Origin of the sequence: Desulfurella amilsii (assembly GCF_002119425.1) — a bacterium.
In the GTDB taxonomy this organism is placed as follows: Bacteria; Campylobacterota_A; Desulfurellia; order Desulfurellales; family Desulfurellaceae; genus Desulfurella; species Desulfurella amilsii.
Map to the genome: position 1 here is coordinate 1125096 of NZ_MDSU01000018.1, position 19900 is coordinate 1144995.

Genomic DNA, 19900 nt, shown 5'->3' on the forward strand with positions numbered 1-19900 from the left:
TTACCTACCCAATTTTTTCTCTACTTCAAGGACTTTTAATGTTGTTAACATAACGCTATCTGGATTTAGACTCATAGAATTAATGCCCTCTTCAACTAAAAATTCCGCAAAGTCTGGGAAATCACTGGGCGCTTGACCACAGATACCCACACTCTTATTATGCTTGTGCGCGGTTTTAATTAGCATTGAAATCATGCGTTTTACCGCAATATGCCTTTCGTTAAATAAATGGGCAATAAGACCCGAATCTCTATCAATACCCAGTGTTAATTGCGTTAAATCGTTTGACCCAATAGAAAAACCATCGAAGATTTGAGCATACTCGTCTGCGCATACAACATTGCTTGGGATTTCTGCCATAACATAAATTTCAAGGCCATTTTCACCTTGAACAAGACCGTTTTTCCGCATCTCTTCAACAACTTGTCTGCCTTCTTCTGGTGTTCTGCAAAATGGTATCATAAGCTGGATATTTGTAAGCCCAAACTCATCGCGAACCTTTTTCATTGCAAGACACTCTAGTGCAAAACCTTCTTTATAATTGTCTGAATAATACCTCGATGCACCCCTCCAACCGATCATAGGGTTTTCTTCTTCGGGCTCAAACTGAGCTCCACCTATTAAATTGGCATATTCGTTTGTTTTAAAATCGCTCATTCTAACTAAAATAGGTTTTGGATAAACACTTGCTGCCAAAAGAGCAACACCTTGCGCCAATTTATCTATAAAATACTGAGGCTTGTAGCTGTAGCCTTGTGTCAGCTCTTTGATGCGTTTTTTTGCCTCTTTATCTCCTAGCTCGTCAAAGTGAATAAGCGCAAGCGGGTGAACCTGGATAAATGAACTTATGATAAACTCCATCCTTGCAAGACCAATCCCATCGTTTGGAATATTTGCAGACGATAGGGCAAGTGCTGGGTTTCCTAAATTAAGTTTAATTTGAGTTTTTGGCCTTTGCAGAGATGATAGATCAAGTGTTTCAACTTCAAAGTCAAGCTTACCTTTGTATACAAAGCCTTCATCACCCTCTGCGCACGAAATTGTAATTTCATCACCCGCTTTTATTACATTGGTAGCATTGCCACAGCCCACAATGGCGGGCACACCCAACTCCCTTGATATAATAGCAGCATGGCACGTTCTGCCACCACGATTTGTAACAATTGCTTTTGCTTTTTTCATTATTGGTTCCCAATCAGGGTCTGTCATGTCTGTTACAAGCACTTCGCCTTCTTTAAACTCAGAAATTTTACTTGCATCTAGCAATACACGCGCAACACCACTTGCAATCTTGCTGCCAACGGCAACGCCTTTTGTTATAATTTTACCTTTTTCTTTTAATTTGTAGGTCTCCATAATGCTCAAATTTTTTTGAGAGTGCACAGTTTCTGGTCTTGCCTGAACAATAAATAACTGATTTAACTCACCGTCTTTAGCCCACTCTATATCCATAGGCGAGTAGTGCCCGCGTTTTTTTGTGTAGTGGTTTTCAATCTTAACTGCCCACGATGCAAGCGTTAATATATCCTCATCGCTTAAAGCATAAGACAACCTTTCTTGATCTGTAGTTTCTACCTCTTTAATACCGCCTGTCTCGTCATATATTGCCTTTGATAGCTTTGAGCCTAAATTCTTTTTTATTATTGATTTGAACCCTTTACCAAGCGTTGGCTTAAACACCATAAATTCATCTGGGTTTACTTTACCAGCAACAACAAGCTCACCCAAACCATAACTTGCATTGATTACCACTACTTTGTCAAAACCGCTTTCTGTGTCAATACTAAACATTACGCCACTTGCAGCTTTATCAGAGCGCACCATTTTTTGAACTGCCACAGACAATGCGATATCAAAATGGTTAAACCCTTTATCGTGTCTGTAAGATGTAGCCCTATCTGTAAAAATAGATGCATAGCATTTTTTTACATACTTTATAACATTATCTATGCTTATTACATTGAGATACGTATCCTGCTGACCTGCAAATGAGGCATCAGGCAAATCCTCTGCTGTAGCAGACGACCTTACTGCAACATCTGCATTTTGTGTAGAATACATGCTGGATAGCTTGATATAGGCTTCTTTTATTTCTTTTAGTAAATCTTCAGGTAGCTTGGCCTGTTCTATCGTTTGCCTAACTAAAGCACACTTTGTTTGTAAATAATTTATATCATTTGTATTAAGGTTTTTAAGTGTAGATTGAATTTTATCTTTGATATTAGCACTTTCTAATAAATACCAATAAGATTGTGCAGTTAGCGCAAACCCATATGGCACACTAACACCCTCGCTTTTAAGTTCTTGTATCATTTCGCCTAAAGAGGCATTTTTCCCGCCGACTAAGCCAACATCGCTAATTGACACTTCATCAAGCCATTTTATAAATTTCATTTTCCCCTCCACTTATTACTTTTAAATGAATATTATCAGAAAGAACGCTAAAATTCAAATATAAATGACTTAAATTTTATGAATACATATTATGATTGTTATGATTGCAAAAAATGTAAAAGGAGGTTTTTGTGTTAAAAAAAGTTTTTTTAGGCAGCGCTTTAATTTTAGCTTTGTCTGCAAACGCAATTTGCTAAAGTCCCACACAAATCATCAAGAATTCATCCAATCCACTATACCCTACAAGGCTATTAATAAGCATAGGGTCAAGTTGACCCTATGTCCTTTTTGAATCTTTGCAAATCTTGACTCAGCCCAACGCAAATTAATATGGTGTCTGCATCAATGATATCATCTCCACTTGGGTTAAACTTAAGCTTCTTTTCTATTTTTTGCTCGTTTGGATTAAATACCTCTTGTGCTAAAGCTATAATCATAAGATTGTAGGTGGATCTTATGTTGGTTTGCTTTATCATCTTACCGTCATAAATACCGCCTTTTGGTATCCCGATCTCATCAATTTCTATAGCTTCCCTTGAGCCAGCAATACTAAAAAGCGCATCTGCTGCGTGCGGGGCTAAAATCATTCTAGCTACCCTTGTAGCTGATGCGTGGTATGGGGAAATCGTTGTTGCACCAAGCCTTTTAAATCTTTTTATCGCTTCTTCTTCGTTTTCTCTGGCATTTACACGTGCTATAGCAAAGATATCTTTATTGAGTTCTTTTGCGCTCATTAAAATATATAGGTTTTCAGCATCAGAGTTCGTTAAAATTGCAATGCCTTTTGCGCGCATAATGCCTGTTTGCATAAGCACCGTTTCATCTGCTGCGTCGGCATTGACAGCTAAATATCCATGATCTATAGCATCGTTTGCCTTGTCTTTATCCTTTTCTATTATAACAAAGTCCTGATTGTTTGATTTCAGTGCTTCAGCTACAAGACTTGTAATTTTGCCAAATCCACAAATAATATAGTGGTTTAAAAGCTCGTTTATTTTTTTTTGCATGGTAGCCTCCTTGTTTAATTTTGACTCTATAATCTTACGCGTAAAAGCAGATGTAATAATACCGGTCAACATTGCAATGCTTATAATGCCAAATATCATCAAAAAAGATGCTATAATTTTTCCTGTTTTGGTTATGGGCACTATATCGCCGTAGCCTACTGTTGTGGCTGTAACAATAGACCACCAAACAGCATTAAACAAAGACCTAAAGGCAGGGTTGTAAGGACTTTCTGCAATATATATGCTAATTGATGATACAAACAAAAAAAATGCAAAAATAGTAAAAAACCAGGTTAGCTCATAAAAACTGTTTTTTATAACATCTAAAAGTTCCTGTATCTTTTTACTAAACCGGCCAAACTGCAATAGTCTTGCAAGTACAACAAGCAATGTATAAGGGTACGGCAATATGTAAAAAGGTATCATAGCTATAATATTAGCCAAAAATAACGTATTGATAAATTGATTTAAAAAAGCCTTAAAGCTGAATTCTTTCTTTTTTATCAATACAGCAATGAAAGTAGCATAATTGATAATAAACTCAATAATTATTACAGAAATAGTAAAAATTTCTATTATTGTAAAAAAGGGCCTTATTGTTTGGTACTCAAGAATCTTTGCGCCTTTATACACCATTATGGAAATAATTGAAACAAATAAAATAAGCCGCATAAACAAGCTGAAAATATACGATGAAACTTTATCTGTATACAGTATACTTCTAAGCTTTAGCAAAAAATTGACCACTTTCATAAGTTTTTTTATTATACAGGCATTTTAGCACATTTCAACAAAATTAACTTGAAATTTAAAAAGTAAGCTGTAAAATAATCTCAATGATAGCAAAAGAAAACCTCAAAACAATAATATGTCAAAAAGCGCAAGATTTAGAAGTAGGTCAATATTTAGATATTAGAAGCTACAAAAGAAACCGTAGTGTATTATTGGTAAGGCTGCAAGATAGTTATCGTCTAATTGAAAATGGCTTTAGAAAATTAGATATAAATCTAGATTTTGATGGGTTAAAAGCTATTCTAAAAATCATAGAACGCATTGAGTTTCCACGCAGCCATACGATTCGCATCTACAAAATGGATAACTTTGATGAAACTAAGATGAACCTTAAAAGAAAAAAACTTTAAAGGGGAAGTATCATGGAAATTATTGATTTGAATTTTCAAAACACACCGCATACCATAGCTAGCTTTCTAATAGATGCTGTAGAGCCAATACTTGTTGAAACTGGTCCAGATTCAACATTTAAAAATCTTATTATAAAGCTAAAAGCACTTGGGTTAAACCAACAAGACATAAAACATGTACTGATCACACACATCCACTTAGACCACTCTGGTGCCGCATGGCACTTTGCCCAAAGTAAAGCTAAAATCTATGTTCACCCAAAAGGCAAAAAACACCTGATTGATCCATCACACCTTGTTTCTTCTGCCCAAATTGTTTATAAAGATAAATTAAAATCGTTATTTGGTAATGTAGAGCCTATTAATAAAGATAACGTAATCGAAGTGGATGATGAAAAAGAAATTAACATCTGTGGCACGAAGGTTTTGCCCATATATACAAAAGGGCATGCCAATCACCATGCGTGCTTTTTAATAAATGAGTATATGTTTGTTGGGGATGCTGGTGGTATTCGCATACTGGATGGGCCTATTATGCCACCAACCCCACCGCCTGATATAAACTTAAAAGAATGGATGCTGTCTATTGAAAAGCTAAAGCAATACGATGCCCCTTTTATATGCCCAACCCATTTTGGATGTTTTACAAACTTCAACCATTTTGATGAGTTAGCATCACATATCATGCAGTATAAAATATTTATCCAAAACAGCCAAGATTACAACCAGTTTTTAAAGTTTATCGATACGTTTTTTTCTGATGAGCAGATAAGACAATTGTACAAAATAGCAAACCCAGATGAGATGAATTTTGAAGGCTTATTGCGATACTTCAAGAGTTTTGAAAATTAGATACCGTTTGATTATCATTACTGTTTTTTAACGTCTTTTTTTGAACAATAGTATTTAAGTTATGATTATCAATTCTAAATAACATATTGTCAATGATATTTTTTAGTTTTTGTGATTTTACTAATATTTGGGCTTGCTGAAGCTCGACTTTTGCAAAATTATAATGCTTATCTTTTTCATATGCAAAACCAAGGCACATATACGATAATGGGTTATCAGAGTGCAAAACTACAGCCAGCTTGCCTAGCTCTATAGCATGTTTAACATGACCTCCTTTTAGTTGCCTAACGCATTGCGAAATGGTATTTCCATAAGAAAAAGCAGGCAAACAAACCAGAAATAACACTAAAAATAACTTTTTAATCATAACCCACCTTTTTTTAGTTTACACCTCAAACACTAGCCTTCAAATTAAAATTTCTAATTTTTACATTAGTTTTTCTAAACATTTTTTCTTTTATTATTGATTATTATATAGCCAAAAATAACAATCCATACAATAGCTAATAAACCTGCAAACAGCGGCAGTCTTTTGATTATTTTCTTATACATTTGAGCTTTGCTTTGAGCTTTAAGCTGAGCATTAATATTGGAAACAAGCGCTTCATAGTAAAGGTTTGCTGTATAATTTAAAACAAAATTTTTGTAACTATTAAAATATTCATTAAACTTTTTAGGGTTTTGCGTAAGGTAAATATAGGCTTTAGATGCAGCAATGTAGCTTTTCGTCGTGTTAGAAGATTTATCTATCAAACTAAGGTACTTTATAAACATTAAGGTCTGATCTGGTTTATTTGGCGGATTAATCTCAAAATCTAACTTTGAGATTTCTTGAGGAAATTTATAAGCTAAAAATGCGCAAATATAGTCATCTGTTTGGTTTTGCTCGTATATTGTTAGTGTTTGAGTAGTAGCTGCTAGATAGCGATCGATGTTATTTTTGTATTGGCTATAGCCAATATTGCCAAGCCACTCTATAAATTCATTTAAATACTTACCTTTTGGTAAATTTAGTGTTTGAGTAGAGTTTACTTTATCAATTATTATATTAAACTCTTCATTATCAATAGGCAAGCCTTCGGCGCTCTCAAGTGTGCCGTTTAATGTAGAGTTGCTAGTTTTCCAAGTAAGTTGCATATGAAGATAGCTTGCCTTACACAATGTTTTGTTACACTCAATATGCCACGATGAAGCTCTTGCAAAATCTATTTTTGATTGAAAAAAAATGCCCAAAATTGCAAAAAATATAAGAACTTTAGCAAAAGTGCTCAACGATTAAACCTTCAAGCAAACTGCCGTTTGTGGTATAAACACAGTCTTTATTAAAAATTTCCATTATTGTTAAAACTACTTTAGCTCCCACTACAATCACATCTTCCCTGCCTTCTTCTAACACCGGATACCTTTTTAAGCGAGATATACCATCCATTGAAATCATCTCTTCTAATAGTCTTTCTACGTTATTCTTACATAGACGGTAGTTTTCGCATTTATCATAATCGTACTTTTTTAAATTTAAATCCATAGCGCAAAGACTTGTAACCGTACCTGCATTGCCTATTAGATAATCAAATTCAAAATCTATCGGATTTTGAAGGAGCTTGCTTTTAAACTCCAAGCCAGCCAGACGAAGGTTTTCTTTTGTTGGAGGATCAGTAGGGCAAAACTGCTCAAGTAATTTTACAACACCCAATTTCACGCTAAATGATTTAACAATACGCGTTTTGTCACAAAGCATAAACTCACAACTGCCGCCACCTAGATCAAACCCCGCCCATCTTTCTTTTTTTAAGTGCTCAAGTACAAATAATATGCCTTTTTGAGAGAAGCTCGCTTCTTTTAAGCCATCAATAACTTCGATATTTAAATTGGCTTTATCCAAAAGGGCATTTTTGTTTTTTGCTTCCCTTATGGCACTTGTTGCTACTGCCACATACTGTGTGCAATTGTAGTGATTCATTAAACTTTCGTAGTAATTTAATATATCAAGGGCTTTTTGTATATTTTCTTCTTGCAAGTAGCCATTGCTGCCTTTGCCTAATCTAGCAATTTTACTCAAGCGCAAAATTATTTTGCAAGTTTTTTCATCGGCAATTGCAAGCCTTATTGTATTTGTGCCAATATCAATTGCAGCTATCATGCATTTTTTAGAGTTTCTATTATACTTCTTGCCGCGTCTGCAAAGGCTTTTGCTACAACAGAGTCAGGATTTGATACACTAACAGGACTACCCTCATCACCGCCTTCTCTTATCTGAATGTCTATTGGTATTTCACCTAAAAACGGTATTTTGACCTTTTGGGCAAAAGTTTTACCACCGCCGTGAGAAAAGATATCTGCCTTATAGCCACATTTTGGACACACAAAGTAGCTCATGTTTTCAATAACACCTACAACAGGTACTTTAAGCTTAACAAAAAAATCATACGCTTTTGCCGCATCGTCTAATGCTACAGTTTGTGGCGTTGTAACAATTACACCACCGCTTACTTTTGCTTCTTGAGCAAGTGTTAATTGGGCATCCCCTGTGCCAGGGGGTAAATCAACAATTAAAAAATCCAGCTCATCCCATGTAACATCGTTTAAAAACTGCTTTATTACCTGATTTATCAGTGGACCTCTCCAGATTACAGCTGCATCTTTAGGTATCATGCTACCTATTGAGATAATCTTTACGCCGTACTTTACAATCGGCAAAATTTTATCTTTATTTTTTGGATCAAGCGCTACAGGTACACCTTCTATACCCATCATGCGTGGAATATTTGGTCCATAAATATCAGCATCAAGTAGCCCTACTTTGTAGCCAAACTTGGATAGACTGATTGCCAGATTTACACTTACCGTAGATTTGCCCACGCCACCTTTGCCACTTGTGGTGGCTAAAATGTAGCGAATATGCTGCAATTTTGGCGGTTCTTGGTCGTGTTTGGGCAAATTGATAATCAAATTTACATCTTTTACGCCTTCAATGTTTTTTATAGCACTAGGTATGCTTTTTTGCAGTATTTGTATGGCATTTGCGTTATCTTCTTTCATTAGTAACTCAATACTAGCAACACCGTCATCTATGGAAATATTGCCAATTACGCCTTCTTTTATAACGCTGTTTGTCTTGCCCGGATAAAAAACCTTGCCAAGCTCCTCTTTTATTTTATCTATCATAAATTTTACCTCCTTGTTTAGGTGCCAAAAGACCAGCTTTTTAGATATTTAATCTGCTCTTGGGTTAGAGAGTCATATGTAACACCCATAGCTTTGAGTTTTAAAGCGGCAATACGATTGTCTATATCGGCTGGTATCTTATAGACTTTTTTATTTAAAATACCCTTATTATCCACAATAAACTTTGCGCTTAGCGCCTGGTTTGCAAAGCTCATATCCATTACAGCGCTTGGGTGGCCTTCGGCTGCAGATAAATTAACAAGTCTGCCTTGAGCCAGTACATAAACTTTTGTATTTTTTAGCGTGTACTCACATACATAATCTCTGATGTTGCGCTTTTGAATAGCCATTTCTTCTAAGCTTTTTACATCAATTTCTACATCAAAATGTCCAGAATTTGCAACTATTGCACCCTCTTTCATTACCTCAAAATGCTCAAGCCTTATGACATTGATATCTCCTGTAACTGTGCAGAAAAAGTCACCTATTTTCGCAGCCTCTGACATTGGCATGACTCTGTAGCCATCCATTACAGCCTCAAGCGCCTTTATTGGATCAACCTCGCAAACAATAACACTTGCCCCCATCCCTCTTGCACGCAAAGCCAAGCCTTTTCCACACCAACCATAGCCTGCTACCACAAAAACATTACCTGCAATCATTCTATTTGTAGCTCTGATGATGCCATCAATTGTAGATTGGCCTGTACCGTAGCGATTATCAAATAGGTGCTTTGTGTCTGCATCATTGACGGCGACAACAGGAAACAGTAAAACGCCTTCACGCTCCATACTCTTTAGTCGTATGACACCTGTTGTGGTTTCTTCTGTTGAGCCCAAAATATTTTGGGCCAAATCTTTTCTTTTTGAATGTATGCTTGAAACCAAATCAGCCCCATCGTCCATTGTAATATTAGGTTTGCAATCCAAAACGGCACTTATGTGTTTGTAGTAAGTATTATTGTCCTCACCTTTTATAGCAAATGTTGGTATATTGTAATGTGTAACTAAGCTTGCTGCTACATCGTCTTGTGTAGAAAGTGGGTTTGAAGCACATAGTACAACATTTGCACCACCTTCTTTTAGCGTAATCATAAGATTGGCAGTTTCTGTTGTAACATGCAGGCAAGCACCTATTGTTATACCAGTAAATGGCTTTGTTTTACTAAATTCTTCCCGAATTAAACCAAGCACGGGCATTGATTGACTTGCCCACTCTATGCGCTGTTTACCTTTGTCCGCCAAAGAAAGATCTTTTACATCAAACATTATTTTCCTCACATGTATCTCTTAAATTTTTCTACTAGATCGGTTTTTTCCCAGCTAAATTCCTTTTCTTTCCTTCCAAAATGACCGTAGCTTGCAGTTTTCTTGTATATTGGGCGCAATAAATCCAGCGTGTCAATAATACCCTTTGGCGTTAAATCGAGATTTTCTAAGATTGCTTTTTGGATTTCAGATTCTGGCAGCTTACTTGTGCTGTAGGTTTGAACCATAACGCTTACCGGTTCTTCAACACCTATTGCATATGCAAACTGCACCAAACACTTTTGAGCCATATTGCTTGCCACGATATTTTTTGCAATGTAGCGCGCCATATATGAGGCACTTCTGTCAACTTTCGTCGGGTCTTTGCCACTAAAAGCACCACCACCATGCGGCGCTGCGCCACCATATGTATCAACAATAATCTTTCTTCCTGTAAGGCCTGTATCGCCTTGAGGACCACCAATAACAAATCTGCCCGTTGGGTTTATATAAAAACTTATGTCTTTGTCCCACAGATCTTTTGGTATAACATGCTCAATAACGCTTTCTACAATATCTTTTCTAAATCGCTCAAGCTCTACATAGGGCTCATGCTGGGCAGACACTACAACAGCAGTAACTTTTGTTGGAACACCATCTTCATAACGCACAGTTACCTGTGTTTTGCCATCTGGCCTTAAGTATGGCAAGATTCCTTGTTTTCTTACATCAGCTAACCTTCTTGCTAGCTTATGGGAAAGGGTAAGTGTCAATGGCATAAACTCAGCTGTTTCATTACACGCATACCCAAACATCATACCCTGATCGCCTGCACCAACTCTACCGCTTTTCTTTGTAACGCCAATTGCAATATCAGGCGATTGTCTGTGAATTGATGTAATTACAGCGCAGGATTTATAATCCAAACCGTAATCTGCGTTAACATAGCCTATTTCTTTAATAGTATCGCGCACTACATCGGGTATTTCTACATAGCTTTCCGTTGTTATCTCGCCCGCGCACAGCACCAAACCAGTAGTTAAGAGCGTTTCGCAAGCAACCCTGCAATTTTTGTCTTTTTCAATAATAGCATCTAAAATTGCGTCTGATATTTGATCTGCCAATTTGTCTGGGTGACCTTCTGTCACTGATTCTGACGTGAAATAAAACGAATTTTTCATACCCACTCCTTTTATTTATCCTGGTGCCGAAGAGGGGACTCGAACCCCTATGGAATTACTTCCACTAGACCCTGAATCTAGCGCGTATACCAATTTCGCCACTTCGGCACAAATTGTTGCAACAATTATATTGCAAATAAGTATTTAGTCAAGAGAAGTATTTTCTTAAAAAATACCAATAAAAACCATTTATTTAATAATTTTATGTTGACATTGTAAAGAAAATAAATACATTATAAAAGAGGTTTGTATGTTTGAGGATTTAGAAGCAAAATTAGCAAATGCATTAAAAAAAATTAAAGGTCAAGCTCTTATTACAGAACAAGACGCGCTTGAAGTTCTTAAAAACATAAAATTTGCACTACTTGAAGCCGATGTAAATTATAAAGTTGTAAAAGAAATTGAACAAGAATTAAAAGAAAAACTCGTTGGTAAGCAAATTGAAAAAAACCTAACACCGTTTCAAACCATTGTAGATACTGTACACAAAGAACTAACGCAAGTGCTAGGCGCTGAAAGCTCAACTTTTGTTATAAACTCTAAACCTTTTATTGTAATGCTTGTTGGCATACAAGGAAGTGGAAAAACCACAACATGTGCAAAACTTGCCAGACTTCTTAAAAGCAAAGGCAGACAGGCTTTGCTTGTTGCTTGCGATATCTACAGACCAGCTGCGGTTAAGCAGCTACAAACGCTTGGCAAGCAACTAGACATTCCTGTATTCTCAAAAGAAAACACAAAACCGCAAGACATTGCGCTTGAGAGTCTAGAATATGCTAAGTCAAACGGTCGCGATATAGTTATTATTGATACAGCAGGAAGACTTCAAATAGATGAACAACTGATGCAAGAGTTAGTTGTAATGAAAAATACAGTGCAGCCAAATGAAATTTTACTTGTAGTAGATAGTATGATTGGCCAAGAAGCAGTAAATATTGCAAAAAAATTCAACGATGATATAGGTATAAGCGGTCTAATCTTTACCAAAATGGATGCAGACGCAAGGGGTGGTGCACTTTTATCCATTAAACGCATTGTGGGAAAACCCATTAAATTTATTGGCGTTGGCGAAAAAATATCAGATTTAGAACAGTTTTACCCAGATCGTATCGCTTCTAGGATACTGGGCATGGGCGATATCTTAACGCTTATTGAACAGGCAAAAAACCAAACAGACGAACAAGAGCAAAAACAACTTCAAAAAAAACTCAAAAAAAATCAATTTACACTGGATGACTTTTTAGGCCAGCTAAAAAAGATCCAAAAAATGGGTTCAATTGCTAGTATCATAAAAATGATACCGGGTTTAAACAAGGTAAAACTTACAAATACAGATGATTTTGAAGTAGAACTGAAAAAAATAACGGCTATTATCCAATCAATGACTAAAAAAGAAAAAGAAAATTATAAAATCATAGATGCCAACAGAAAAAGACGCATAGCAAAAGGCAGCGGCACCGATGTGCAAAGTGTTAACAAATTACTTAAACAATTCGAAGAAATGAACAAAATGATGAAAGGCCTTGATAAAAATAAAGCTTTGCATATAATGAAAAATCTTGGTAGAATGTAAATGGAGGTAAAACAGTGGTAGTTGTAAGGTTGACCCGGCTTGGCAGAAAGAAACGAGCATTCTTTAGAATCGTATGTATGGACTCACGAAAAAAAAGAGATGGCAGTGCTTTGGATATTTTAGGATACTACGACCCACTAAAATCCGAAGACAAAGTTAAATTAGATACTGAAAGGTACAATACCTGGATTCAAAAAGGCGCAAAACCTACGATGGCAGTTGAAAATTTAGTAAAAACACTAAAGGGGTGACAAAATGAAAGATTTAATTTCATGCATTGCAAAACGATTAGTTGATAATCCAGATAAGGTGGAAATAAAACAAATTGACGGCGAAAAAACAACGGTTATTGAGCTTAGAGTTGACCACTCAGACCTCGGTAAAGTAATCGGAAAGCAAGGCAAAACAGCCCGTGCTATGAGAACACTGCTAAACGCAGTTTCTACAAAAATGGGTAAAAAGGCGGTTTTAGAAATTCTAGAATAAACAATGAAGATCTACTTGTTGAGTATTTATCCCAAAGTTTTTGAGTCTATATTTGATGATGGCATACTGAAAAAAGCTAAGAGGTCACAATTGGCAAAATTTGAGTTTGTCAATATTAGAGATTTTACTACAGATAAACACAAGACAGTTGATGATTGCGTATATGGTGGCGGGCCTGGTATGCTCTTAAAGCCAGAACCTATCTACAAGGCCATTGATAGTATAAAATCGAAAGATAAAAATGTGTTTACAATTGTATTGACACCAGAGGGTAATTTATTCACTCAGCAAAAAGCCAAAGAATACAGTAAAAAAGAATCTATAGCTTTCATTTGTGGCAGATATGAAGGATTTGATGAAAGAGTTAAGTTGCTGGCTGATGAGAAGATATCCATTGGTCAGTTTATAATAAGTAGAGGCGAATTAGCCGCGAGTGTTATAGTGGATGCCATAGTTAGACTTTTACCTGAGGTTCTTGGTAATCAAGAATCCCTAAAAGAAGAAAGCTTTGAAGACGGTTTTGTTGAATATCCACAGTATACAAGACCAGCGGAGTTTAGAGGCCTAAGGGTTCCAAGTGTATTGCTTTCTGGGAATCACACTATAATAAAAAAATGGCGCAAAGAAAATTCACTAAAAATAACAAGAGAGGTTTATGATGGATAAATTAAGAGCATTTGAAGAGGAATTAACAAAGCAGAAAGAAGTGCCAAACCTAGAGTCAGGTGACACGGTAAATGTGCATATTAAAATCACGGAAGGCAAAAGGGAAAGAATCCAGGTTTTTAGCGGTGTAATTATATCAAGGAGAGGTTCTGGTATAAACAAAACATTCACAGTAAGAAAAGACTCATATGGTGTGGGCGTTGAGAAAATATTTCCTCTTTACTCTCCAAGTATTGAAAAAATAGAAATTGTATCACGCGGTGTAGTAAGAAGGGCAAAACTATACTACCTAAGAGAAAGAAGAGGTAAATCTGCAAGAATCAAAAAGAAAATTACTTAATTTACTTTTTGGTCAAAAATGTGAACAAATAGCTGCAAAATATTTAGAACGAAAAGGGTATGTGATAGTTGTGCGTAACTTTAGATACAAGGGTGGTGAGATAGACATAATCGCTAAAAAAGGATCTAAACTATCGTTTGTAGAGGTAAAGGGGCGCAAAGTTTTATCTTTTGGAAGTGCAAAAGAAGCGGTTAATTACAAAAAACAAGAACGCATAAAAGAAGGGGCAAAATTATTTATACTTAAAAATAACTTAGACGAAAACTCATTTGATATCAGTTTTGATGTCATCTCCATAGAAAACAACTCAATAGAATGGGTAGAAAATGCTTTTACCTAAAGGACAATATTTAGTTAAAGACTTCATTGATGTAACTATTGAAGATACAAACACAAAAACATCCAATGATTTAGTGCTAGTATACAAAGACAAACAAACAATTCTTAGTCACAACCAGTTATTAAACTTAATAGATACAAAAGTAAACCTCGATATGCACTGTGTTGATGGCTGGAGTGTTTTAAACAACGAATTTGAAGGTATAAGTTTAGGCAAAATTATAAATATTATGGGCGTTTTAAACTTCGAGTATATAGGTTTAGAATCAAATGGAGGTTTTAAAAGCTTTATTTACAAAGATGACTGCACAGATAGCTTTTTATGTCTAAAATTAAACGGAAATGTTTTAAACAAACCTCGAGGCTTTCCAATACGTTTTATTGCTCCAAAACTCTACGCTTATAAATGGGTAAAATACTTAAAAAAATTAACATTTACAGATAAAAAACCTTACGGGTATTGGGAAAATAGAGGCTATAACGCAAGGGCAAGGGTAGATTTGCAAGAGCGCTTTGAAAAAGATTAATTTTAGATATTGTTAAGAATTTTGTGTAAATTTATCTTTAGCGTTATTTTTGTTTTACGCTCATTTAAACATAACTTAATCACACATTCTTTGCCCATTTAGGCTACGTCGAATAATATGCCAAATAATCGAAATTGCGCTCACAAATTACTTCATTGACTTTTTGAATCATCTAAAATATAATTCAGCTTGTGTGGGATTTATTTTTAGATTCGTTTAAAAAAAAACTAGACATTGACGATATAGAAACGATATCGCTCGTTGAAGCAAACAGCTTTAACAGCGAGCTTATATCGCTTACAATACCAAATGAAGAAGCGCGCCAACTGTTAAAAACTAAGTACCGTAAAGAATTTAAGGAAACAATAGAGCAAATATTTGACAAAATACCAAAAATTGAACTTATAATAAAAAAAGAGCTAAAATCAAACCTAAACCCAAGGTATCAATTTTCTAATTTCGTTGTTGGACCCAATAACCAGTTAACGTACGCAGCAAGCTATGCAGTATCGGAAAGCTTGGGTAAAGCCTATAACCCCTTGTTTATATACGGTGGCGTAGGGCTTGGCAAAACACATATCTTACATGCCATCGGAAACCATATAAAAGAAAAAAATCAGAAAAAAAAAGTTTTATATATATCCAGTGAAGAATTCACAAACGAGCTTATAAACTCCATCCAGTACAAAAAAATGACCCAGTTTCGAAATAAGTTTAGAGAACTTGATTGCTTACTTATAGACGATATTCAATTTATATCAAAAAAAGAACGCACAGAGGAAGAATTTTTTCACACATTTAACGCTTTATATGAAAACCAAAAACAAATAGTTATGACTTCAGATAAACCACCAAGTGAAATTAAAGAAATCGAAGATAGGTTGAAGTCACGGTTTAACTGGGGCTTAATCGTAGATATACAACCTCCGGAATTAGAAACACGTATGGCAATCATAAGAAAAAAAGCCGAAAATTATAATTTAAGCTTGTCGGATGATATAGTAGAATTCCTAGCTAAAAATTTTGAAACTAACGTTAGGGAAATTGAGGGAATAATTGTAAAAATCAATGCTTATGCTTCGCTATTTAAACAAACTATAAATATAGAGTTTGTAGAAACCATATTGCAAGACGTAATAGAAAGAAAACAAAATACACTTAACGTAGAAAACATACAAGAAGTAGTAGCAAAACACTTTAATATTACAAAAGATACGATGCTATCAGGAAAAAGGGATAAACATATAATCTTGCCAAGAGAAATAGCTATATTTTTATCAAGAAAGCTGACGCAGCACTCACTATCAGAAATAAAAATCAAATTTAATATGAAATCCCACGCCACAATCATCAATTCATGTTCAAAAATCGAAAAAGAAATAGAAAAATCTTCTCAACTTAAAGAAACTATAGAAAAAATTGAAAAAAACATAAAAAATGTTTAAAACATTTTCAAACATTGTCAAAAAATATCAAACTTACCCTACTAAGCAATTAAGCAAAGCGGCCTTTTCAACATTTCTAACAGACTTTTCAACAATCACACGTATAGTTTTTAATTATAAAAACAAACGAAAAGTAGATTTTAAACAAACAAACACCCTTTATTATTATTACTATAGTTTATTTATTATATTATTTAGAAGAACAAAAATTATCGACAAACTATGTATTTAGACAGTATATCAATATCGAACTTTAGAAATTACAAGTATTTTACAAAAACATTCAGTCCGCAAATAAACATAATAAAAGGAACTAACGCATCAGGAAAAACAAATCTGCTAGATTCTATTTACATACTACTTAATTCACATAGCTTTATAAAAAAAAACTACATGAATAAATATAACGAATCAATAATAAAAGGTACTATAAAAAAAGAGATTACATATAATATTACTGTCACTTTAGGAAAAAACAAAAAGTCGCAGATAAATTCAAAAACTCACACGCTAAAAGATTTTAAATTAATATTTCCTTCTGTAATTTTTTCAATAAAAGATTTTTTTAACTTCAACGAAAAAAAATACATACTATCTCTAATTGATAAATTTTCATTTATAGAAAATCCAAACATTATAGAAAATATAATAAATACTCTAAAACAATTAAAACTTAAGCATATCCTATTTGAAAAAAAGGATTTCAACACAATTAAAATAATAAATAAAAATATAACTACAAATATGCAAACAATACAGAGAAAAAGAAATAGTTCAATCCAAGCAATAAACTCATACCTTCAAAATCAAAACATAATACCTAAAAAAATACAAATACAATATAAACCTTTGTCCTTTGATGAAAAAATTGCTAACCTTGAAATACAAACTAAACACAACATATTTACACCTTACAAAGATTCAATTGAGATACTTCTTGACGAAAACAATATTTTTAGCTATTCTTCACTAGGTGAGAAGAAAATGATTTTATTTTCGTTAATAATGTCTTTAGTTGAACATTACAATAATCTAAACAAAGCACCTATTATTTTAATCGACGATTTAGAAGGAGATATCTCTAACACAAACTTACAAAAAATGATCGAAAAAATTATATTATTAAATAATCAAGTATTTATAACAACACTTGAAAATATCAATATAAAAAACGCAAACGTAATTGCTTTAAGTGGGGGTATATGACAGCTAATTATACAGCAGAATCTATAAAAATATTAAAAGGTTTAGAGGGTGTTAGAAAAAGACCAGCAATGTACATCGGAAATACTTCCAACGAAGGTCTTCATCATCTTATATATGAAATAGTAGATAATTCCATAGACGAAGCCATGGCAGGCTTTTGTAATAAAATAGATATTATTATACATAAAGATAGCTCTGTTACAGTTAAAGATAACGGTAGGGGAATACCTACAGAAATGCACAAAGAAGAAAATATTCCAGCGGCTACACTAGTACTAACCACACTACACTCAGGTGGTAAATTCGATAACAAAAGCTATAAAGTATCAGGCGGTTTGCACGGCGTAGGCATAAGCGTGGTAAATGCCCTATCATCGTATTTAAAAATTGAGATTCACAGAGAAAGTTTCATTTTTAAGCAAGAGTTTACAAGAGGCATCGCAATAAATAATTTAAAAACTATAGGCACTTGCAGTGACACCGGTACTATTGTTACATTTAAACCTGACGATTTAATTTTTAGTACAACAGAATTTAACTACGAAATATTAGAAAAAAGACTTCAAGAACTAGCTTTTTTGAATAAAAATGTCACAATAAATATCGAAGACGAAAGAACAAACAAACATAGCGCTTTTTATTATCAAAATGGCATCGTGGATTTTATTAATCATTTGTGTAAAAATAAGGAACCTCTACTTGAGAATCCTATTTTAATAAGTGTAAATTACGAAAATACGCAACTTGAATGTACATTTACATATACCAAAAACTATGAATCAAATATTCTGTCATTTGCAAACTCTATATTAACACAAGAAGGTGGAACCCACCTTTCTATTTTTAAAACTGTGCTAACAAAAGCGATAAATAATTATGCCAAAAAAAATAATACATTAAAAAATATCACACTAACTGGAGAAGATTGTAGAGAAGGCTTAATTGGTATAATTTCCATTAGATTACCAAACCCAGAATTTGAAGGTCAAACAAAAACAAAATTAGGAAACCTAGATACAAAAGGTCAACTTCAAAGTTTACTGTATGACAAAATAAGCGATTTCCTAGAAGAACACCCTAGCGTTGCTAAAGTTATTTTAGAAAAAGCATCACTAGCTTACAACGCAAGAGAGGCTGCAAAAAGCGCGCGTGAGTTAGTACGTAGAAAAACGGTTTTTGAAACAAAAAACTTACCTGGAAAACTTGCCGACTGCCAAGAAAAAGATCCAGAAAAAACGGAGATTTTTATTGTTGAAGGCGATTCAGCTGGAGGCAGCGCAAAACAAGCAAGAGACAGAAAGTACCAGGCAATACTTCCTATTAAAGGCAAAATTCTAAATACTGAAAAGTCAAATTTGCACAAAATTCTATCAAATGAAGAAATAAAAAGCATTGTTGCAGCAATTGGATGCAATATAGACAAAAACTTTAATATAAACGAGATAAGGTACCACAAGATCATTATTATGACAGATGCTGATGTTGATGGTAGCCATATTCAGACATTGCTCTTAACGTTCTTTTATAATTTTTTGCGCCCTATTATTGAGAAAGGTTTTTTATATATTGCTCAACCTCCGCTTTATAGAGTAAAGTACGATTCTAAAAGTAAATACTTTCAAGATGATAACGATTTAAGGTCTTTTTTGATAGATAGAGCATTAAAAAAGATTTCTTTTGATATAGATTTTAATTTAAAAGATTTGCTTTTGCGTTTCATAAACCTATCAAGCATATTTGAGCAATTTGAACAAGAAGAAAAACAAGAAAAATTCCTACACTACATAATTACAAATAACATAGATGCACAAAACCTTGTATCATACCTAAATAATATTAAGCTTGCATTAAATTTAGAAAAAATTGAAGAATTTGATACAAATATCAAGTGCTCTTATATTCAAGATAGGCAGCTAAAGGAGTTTTATATAGATAAATCGATATTCTCAAGCAAACTTTATGCGAAATTATCTGAACTTTATGAGCTTGAATCAAAAATTAAATTTCCAATAGTAGCTTTTAGTCAATTAAAGCAAGAAAACAACGATAAAAACAAGCTAGTCTTTAATAATTTAAGAAAGCTGTTTAATTACATAGATGAGATTTCAAAAAAAGGCATAGAAATACAGCGCTACAAAGGTTTAGGCGAGATGAACCCACAGCAGTTATGGGAAACTACAATGAACCCTCTAACGCGAACCATGCATCTTGTTACAATTGATGACTTTAATCAAACAAAAGAGATATTTGAGCTTTTAATGGGAGATAAGGTAGAGCCAAGAAGAAAATTTATTGAAGAAAATGCAAAATTAGCAAACCTGGATGTGTAG

Annotated in this window: 20 protein-coding genes and 1 tRNA gene; 12 read left to right on the top strand and 9 right to left on the bottom strand. The window is 34.1% G+C overall.

What is annotated here, in order from left to right; translation table 11 throughout:
* Both ppsA and DESAMIL20_RS09400 read right to left on the bottom strand, forming a co-directional pair.
* Entirely contained in the window at positions 1 to 2394 is a 2394-nt protein-coding gene (gene ppsA / locus DESAMIL20_RS09395; protein ID WP_086034593.1) for a phosphoenolpyruvate synthase, read from the bottom strand.
* Positions 2395 to 2660: 266 nt separating this feature from the next.
* Positions 2661 to 4154 (bottom strand): NAD-binding protein, encoded by a 1494-nt coding sequence (locus DESAMIL20_RS09400; RefSeq protein ID WP_086034594.1) that lies wholly within the window; start codon positions 4152 to 4154, stop codon positions 2661 to 2663.
* Positions 4155 to 4237: 83 nt separating this feature from the next.
* On the opposite strand from DESAMIL20_RS09400, the gene DESAMIL20_RS09405 reads away from it, so the two are divergent.
* Both DESAMIL20_RS09405 and DESAMIL20_RS09410 read left to right on the top strand, forming a co-directional pair.
* The gene (locus DESAMIL20_RS09405; protein ID WP_086034595.1) at positions 4238 to 4543 is read left to right on the top strand and encodes a hypothetical protein; all 306 of its coding nucleotides are present in this window, start codon (positions 4238 to 4240) and stop codon (positions 4541 to 4543) included.
* Positions 4544 to 4555: 12 nt separating this feature from the next.
* Entirely contained in the window at positions 4556 to 5395 is an 840-nt protein-coding gene (locus DESAMIL20_RS09410; RefSeq protein WP_086034596.1) for an MBL fold metallo-hydrolase, read from the top strand.
* On the opposite strand, the gene DESAMIL20_RS09415 is transcribed toward DESAMIL20_RS09410, so the two are convergent.
* The 7 genes from DESAMIL20_RS09415 to DESAMIL20_RS09445 all read right to left on the bottom strand — a co-directional run bounded on the left by DESAMIL20_RS09415 (position 5376) and on the right by DESAMIL20_RS09445 (position 11096).
* Positions 5376 to 5762, bottom strand: a complete 387-nt coding sequence (locus DESAMIL20_RS09415; protein WP_086034597.1) for a hypothetical protein — start codon at positions 5760 to 5762, stop codon at positions 5376 to 5378. The two genes, DESAMIL20_RS09410 and DESAMIL20_RS09415, sit on opposite strands and share 20 nt — an antisense overlap.
* Positions 5763 to 5836: 74 nt before the next feature.
* Complete coding sequence (locus DESAMIL20_RS09420) at positions 5837 to 6667, bottom strand: hypothetical protein (protein WP_086034598.1); 831 nt, start codon at positions 6665 to 6667, stop codon at positions 5837 to 5839.
* Positions 6651 to 7535: a Ppx/GppA phosphatase family protein gene (locus DESAMIL20_RS09425; RefSeq protein ID WP_086034599.1), complete on the bottom strand. Its 885-nt coding sequence runs from the start codon at positions 7533 to 7535 to the stop codon at positions 6651 to 6653. Before DESAMIL20_RS09425 ends, DESAMIL20_RS09420 begins: the two co-directional genes overlap by 17 nt.
* The gene (locus DESAMIL20_RS09430; RefSeq protein ID WP_086034600.1) at positions 7532 to 8560 is read right to left on the bottom strand and encodes an Mrp/NBP35 family ATP-binding protein; all 1029 of its coding nucleotides are present in this window, start codon (positions 8558 to 8560) and stop codon (positions 7532 to 7534) included. Before DESAMIL20_RS09430 ends, DESAMIL20_RS09425 begins: the two co-directional genes overlap by 4 nt.
* Before the next feature lie 17 nt (positions 8561 to 8577).
* Positions 8578 to 9831 (bottom strand): adenosylhomocysteinase, encoded by a 1254-nt coding sequence (gene ahcY, locus DESAMIL20_RS09435; protein WP_086034749.1) that lies wholly within the window; start codon positions 9829 to 9831, stop codon positions 8578 to 8580.
* 5 nt (positions 9832 to 9836) lie between these two features.
* Positions 9837 to 10988 (bottom strand): methionine adenosyltransferase, encoded by a 1152-nt coding sequence (metK, locus tag DESAMIL20_RS09440; RefSeq protein ID WP_086034601.1) that lies wholly within the window; start codon positions 10986 to 10988, stop codon positions 9837 to 9839.
* 21 nt (positions 10989 to 11009) lie between these two features.
* Positions 11010 to 11096: transfer RNA gene (locus tag DESAMIL20_RS09445), tRNA-Leu, on the bottom strand.
* Positions 11097 to 11238: 142 nt separating this feature from the next.
* Between DESAMIL20_RS09445 and ffh the strand changes: the two genes are divergently transcribed.
* The 10 genes from ffh (at position 11239) to gyrB (ending at position 19900) form a co-directional block, all read left to right on the top strand.
* Entirely contained in the window at positions 11239 to 12561 is a 1323-nt protein-coding gene (ffh, locus tag DESAMIL20_RS09450) for a signal recognition particle protein (RefSeq protein ID WP_086034602.1), read from the top strand.
* A gap of 14 nt (positions 12562 to 12575) precedes the next feature.
* Positions 12576 to 12812, top strand: a complete 237-nt coding sequence (gene rpsP / locus DESAMIL20_RS09455; protein ID WP_086034603.1) for a 30S ribosomal protein S16 — start codon at positions 12576 to 12578, stop codon at positions 12810 to 12812.
* A gap of 4 nt (positions 12813 to 12816) precedes the next feature.
* Positions 12817 to 13047, top strand: a complete 231-nt coding sequence (locus tag DESAMIL20_RS09460; RefSeq protein WP_086034604.1) for a KH domain-containing protein — start codon at positions 12817 to 12819, stop codon at positions 13045 to 13047.
* 3 nt (positions 13048 to 13050) lie between these two features.
* Complete coding sequence (trmD, locus tag DESAMIL20_RS09465; RefSeq protein WP_086034605.1) at positions 13051 to 13713, top strand: tRNA (guanosine(37)-N1)-methyltransferase TrmD; 663 nt, start codon at positions 13051 to 13053, stop codon at positions 13711 to 13713.
* Positions 13706 to 14053, top strand: coding sequence for a 50S ribosomal protein L19 (gene rplS / locus DESAMIL20_RS09470; protein WP_086034606.1), 348 nt, complete (start codon positions 13706 to 13708; stop codon positions 14051 to 14053). Before trmD ends, rplS begins: the two co-directional genes overlap by 8 nt.
* The gene (locus DESAMIL20_RS09475) at positions 14025 to 14393 is read left to right on the top strand and encodes a YraN family protein (RefSeq protein ID WP_086034607.1); all 369 of its coding nucleotides are present in this window, start codon (positions 14025 to 14027) and stop codon (positions 14391 to 14393) included. Before rplS ends, DESAMIL20_RS09475 begins: the two co-directional genes overlap by 29 nt.
* Positions 14380 to 14919, top strand: a complete 540-nt coding sequence (locus DESAMIL20_RS09480; protein ID WP_086034608.1) for a molybdopterin-dependent oxidoreductase — start codon at positions 14380 to 14382, stop codon at positions 14917 to 14919. The genes DESAMIL20_RS09475 and DESAMIL20_RS09480 overlap by 14 nt, the downstream gene beginning before the upstream one ends.
* A 191-nt stretch (positions 14920 to 15110) precedes the next feature.
* On the top strand, positions 15111 to 16364 hold the full coding sequence (gene dnaA, locus DESAMIL20_RS09485) for a chromosomal replication initiator protein DnaA (RefSeq protein ID WP_086034609.1): 1254 nt from the start codon (positions 15111 to 15113) through the stop codon (positions 16362 to 16364).
* Between the two features lie 222 nt (positions 16365 to 16586).
* Positions 16587 to 17570, top strand: a complete 984-nt coding sequence (locus DESAMIL20_RS09490) for an AAA family ATPase (RefSeq protein WP_086034610.1) — start codon at positions 16587 to 16589, stop codon at positions 17568 to 17570.
* Positions 17567 to 19900 carry a DNA topoisomerase (ATP-hydrolyzing) subunit B gene (gene gyrB, locus DESAMIL20_RS09495; protein ID WP_086034611.1) on the top strand — a complete coding sequence of 778 codons (2334 nt, stop codon included), beginning with the start codon at positions 17567 to 17569 and terminating at the stop codon, positions 19898 to 19900. The genes DESAMIL20_RS09490 and gyrB overlap by 4 nt, the downstream gene beginning before the upstream one ends.

Bases quoted from the DNA above. Each gene is read 5' to 3' on its own strand.
- ppsA (WP_086034593.1), bottom strand. From the start codon at position 2,394: ATGAAATTTATAAAATGGCTTGATGAAGTGTCAATTAGCGATGTTGGC.
- DESAMIL20_RS09400 (WP_086034594.1), bottom strand. From the start codon at position 4,154: ATGAAAGTGGTCAATTTTTTGCTAAAGCTTAGAAGTATACTGTATACA.
- DESAMIL20_RS09405 (WP_086034595.1), top strand. From the start codon at position 4,238: ATGATAGCAAAAGAAAACCTCAAAACAATAATATGTCAAAAAGCGCAA.
- DESAMIL20_RS09410 (WP_086034596.1), top strand. From the start codon at position 4,556: ATGGAAATTATTGATTTGAATTTTCAAAACACACCGCATACCATAGCT.
- DESAMIL20_RS09415 (WP_086034597.1), bottom strand. From the start codon at position 5,762: ATGATTAAAAAGTTATTTTTAGTGTTATTTCTGGTTTGTTTGCCTGCT.
- DESAMIL20_RS09425 (WP_086034599.1), bottom strand. From the start codon at position 7,535: ATGATAGCTGCAATTGATATTGGCACAAATACAATAAGGCTTGCAATT.
- DESAMIL20_RS09430 (WP_086034600.1), bottom strand. From the start codon at position 8,560: ATGATAGATAAAATAAAAGAGGAGCTTGGCAAGGTTTTTTATCCGGGC.
- metK (WP_086034601.1), bottom strand. From the start codon at position 10,988: ATGAAAAATTCGTTTTATTTCACGTCAGAATCAGTGACAGAAGGTCAC.
- ffh (WP_086034602.1), top strand. From the start codon at position 11,239: ATGTTTGAGGATTTAGAAGCAAAATTAGCAAATGCATTAAAAAAAATT.
- DESAMIL20_RS09460 (WP_086034604.1), top strand. From the start codon at position 12,817: ATGAAAGATTTAATTTCATGCATTGCAAAACGATTAGTTGATAATCCA.
- trmD (WP_086034605.1), top strand. From the start codon at position 13,051: ATGAAGATCTACTTGTTGAGTATTTATCCCAAAGTTTTTGAGTCTATA.
- rplS (WP_086034606.1), top strand. From the start codon at position 13,706: ATGGATAAATTAAGAGCATTTGAAGAGGAATTAACAAAGCAGAAAGAA.
- DESAMIL20_RS09480 (WP_086034608.1), top strand. From the start codon at position 14,380: ATGCTTTTACCTAAAGGACAATATTTAGTTAAAGACTTCATTGATGTA.
- DESAMIL20_RS09490 (WP_086034610.1), top strand. From the start codon at position 16,587: ATGTATTTAGACAGTATATCAATATCGAACTTTAGAAATTACAAGTAT.
- gyrB (WP_086034611.1), top strand. From the start codon at position 17,567: ATGACAGCTAATTATACAGCAGAATCTATAAAAATATTAAAAGGTTTA.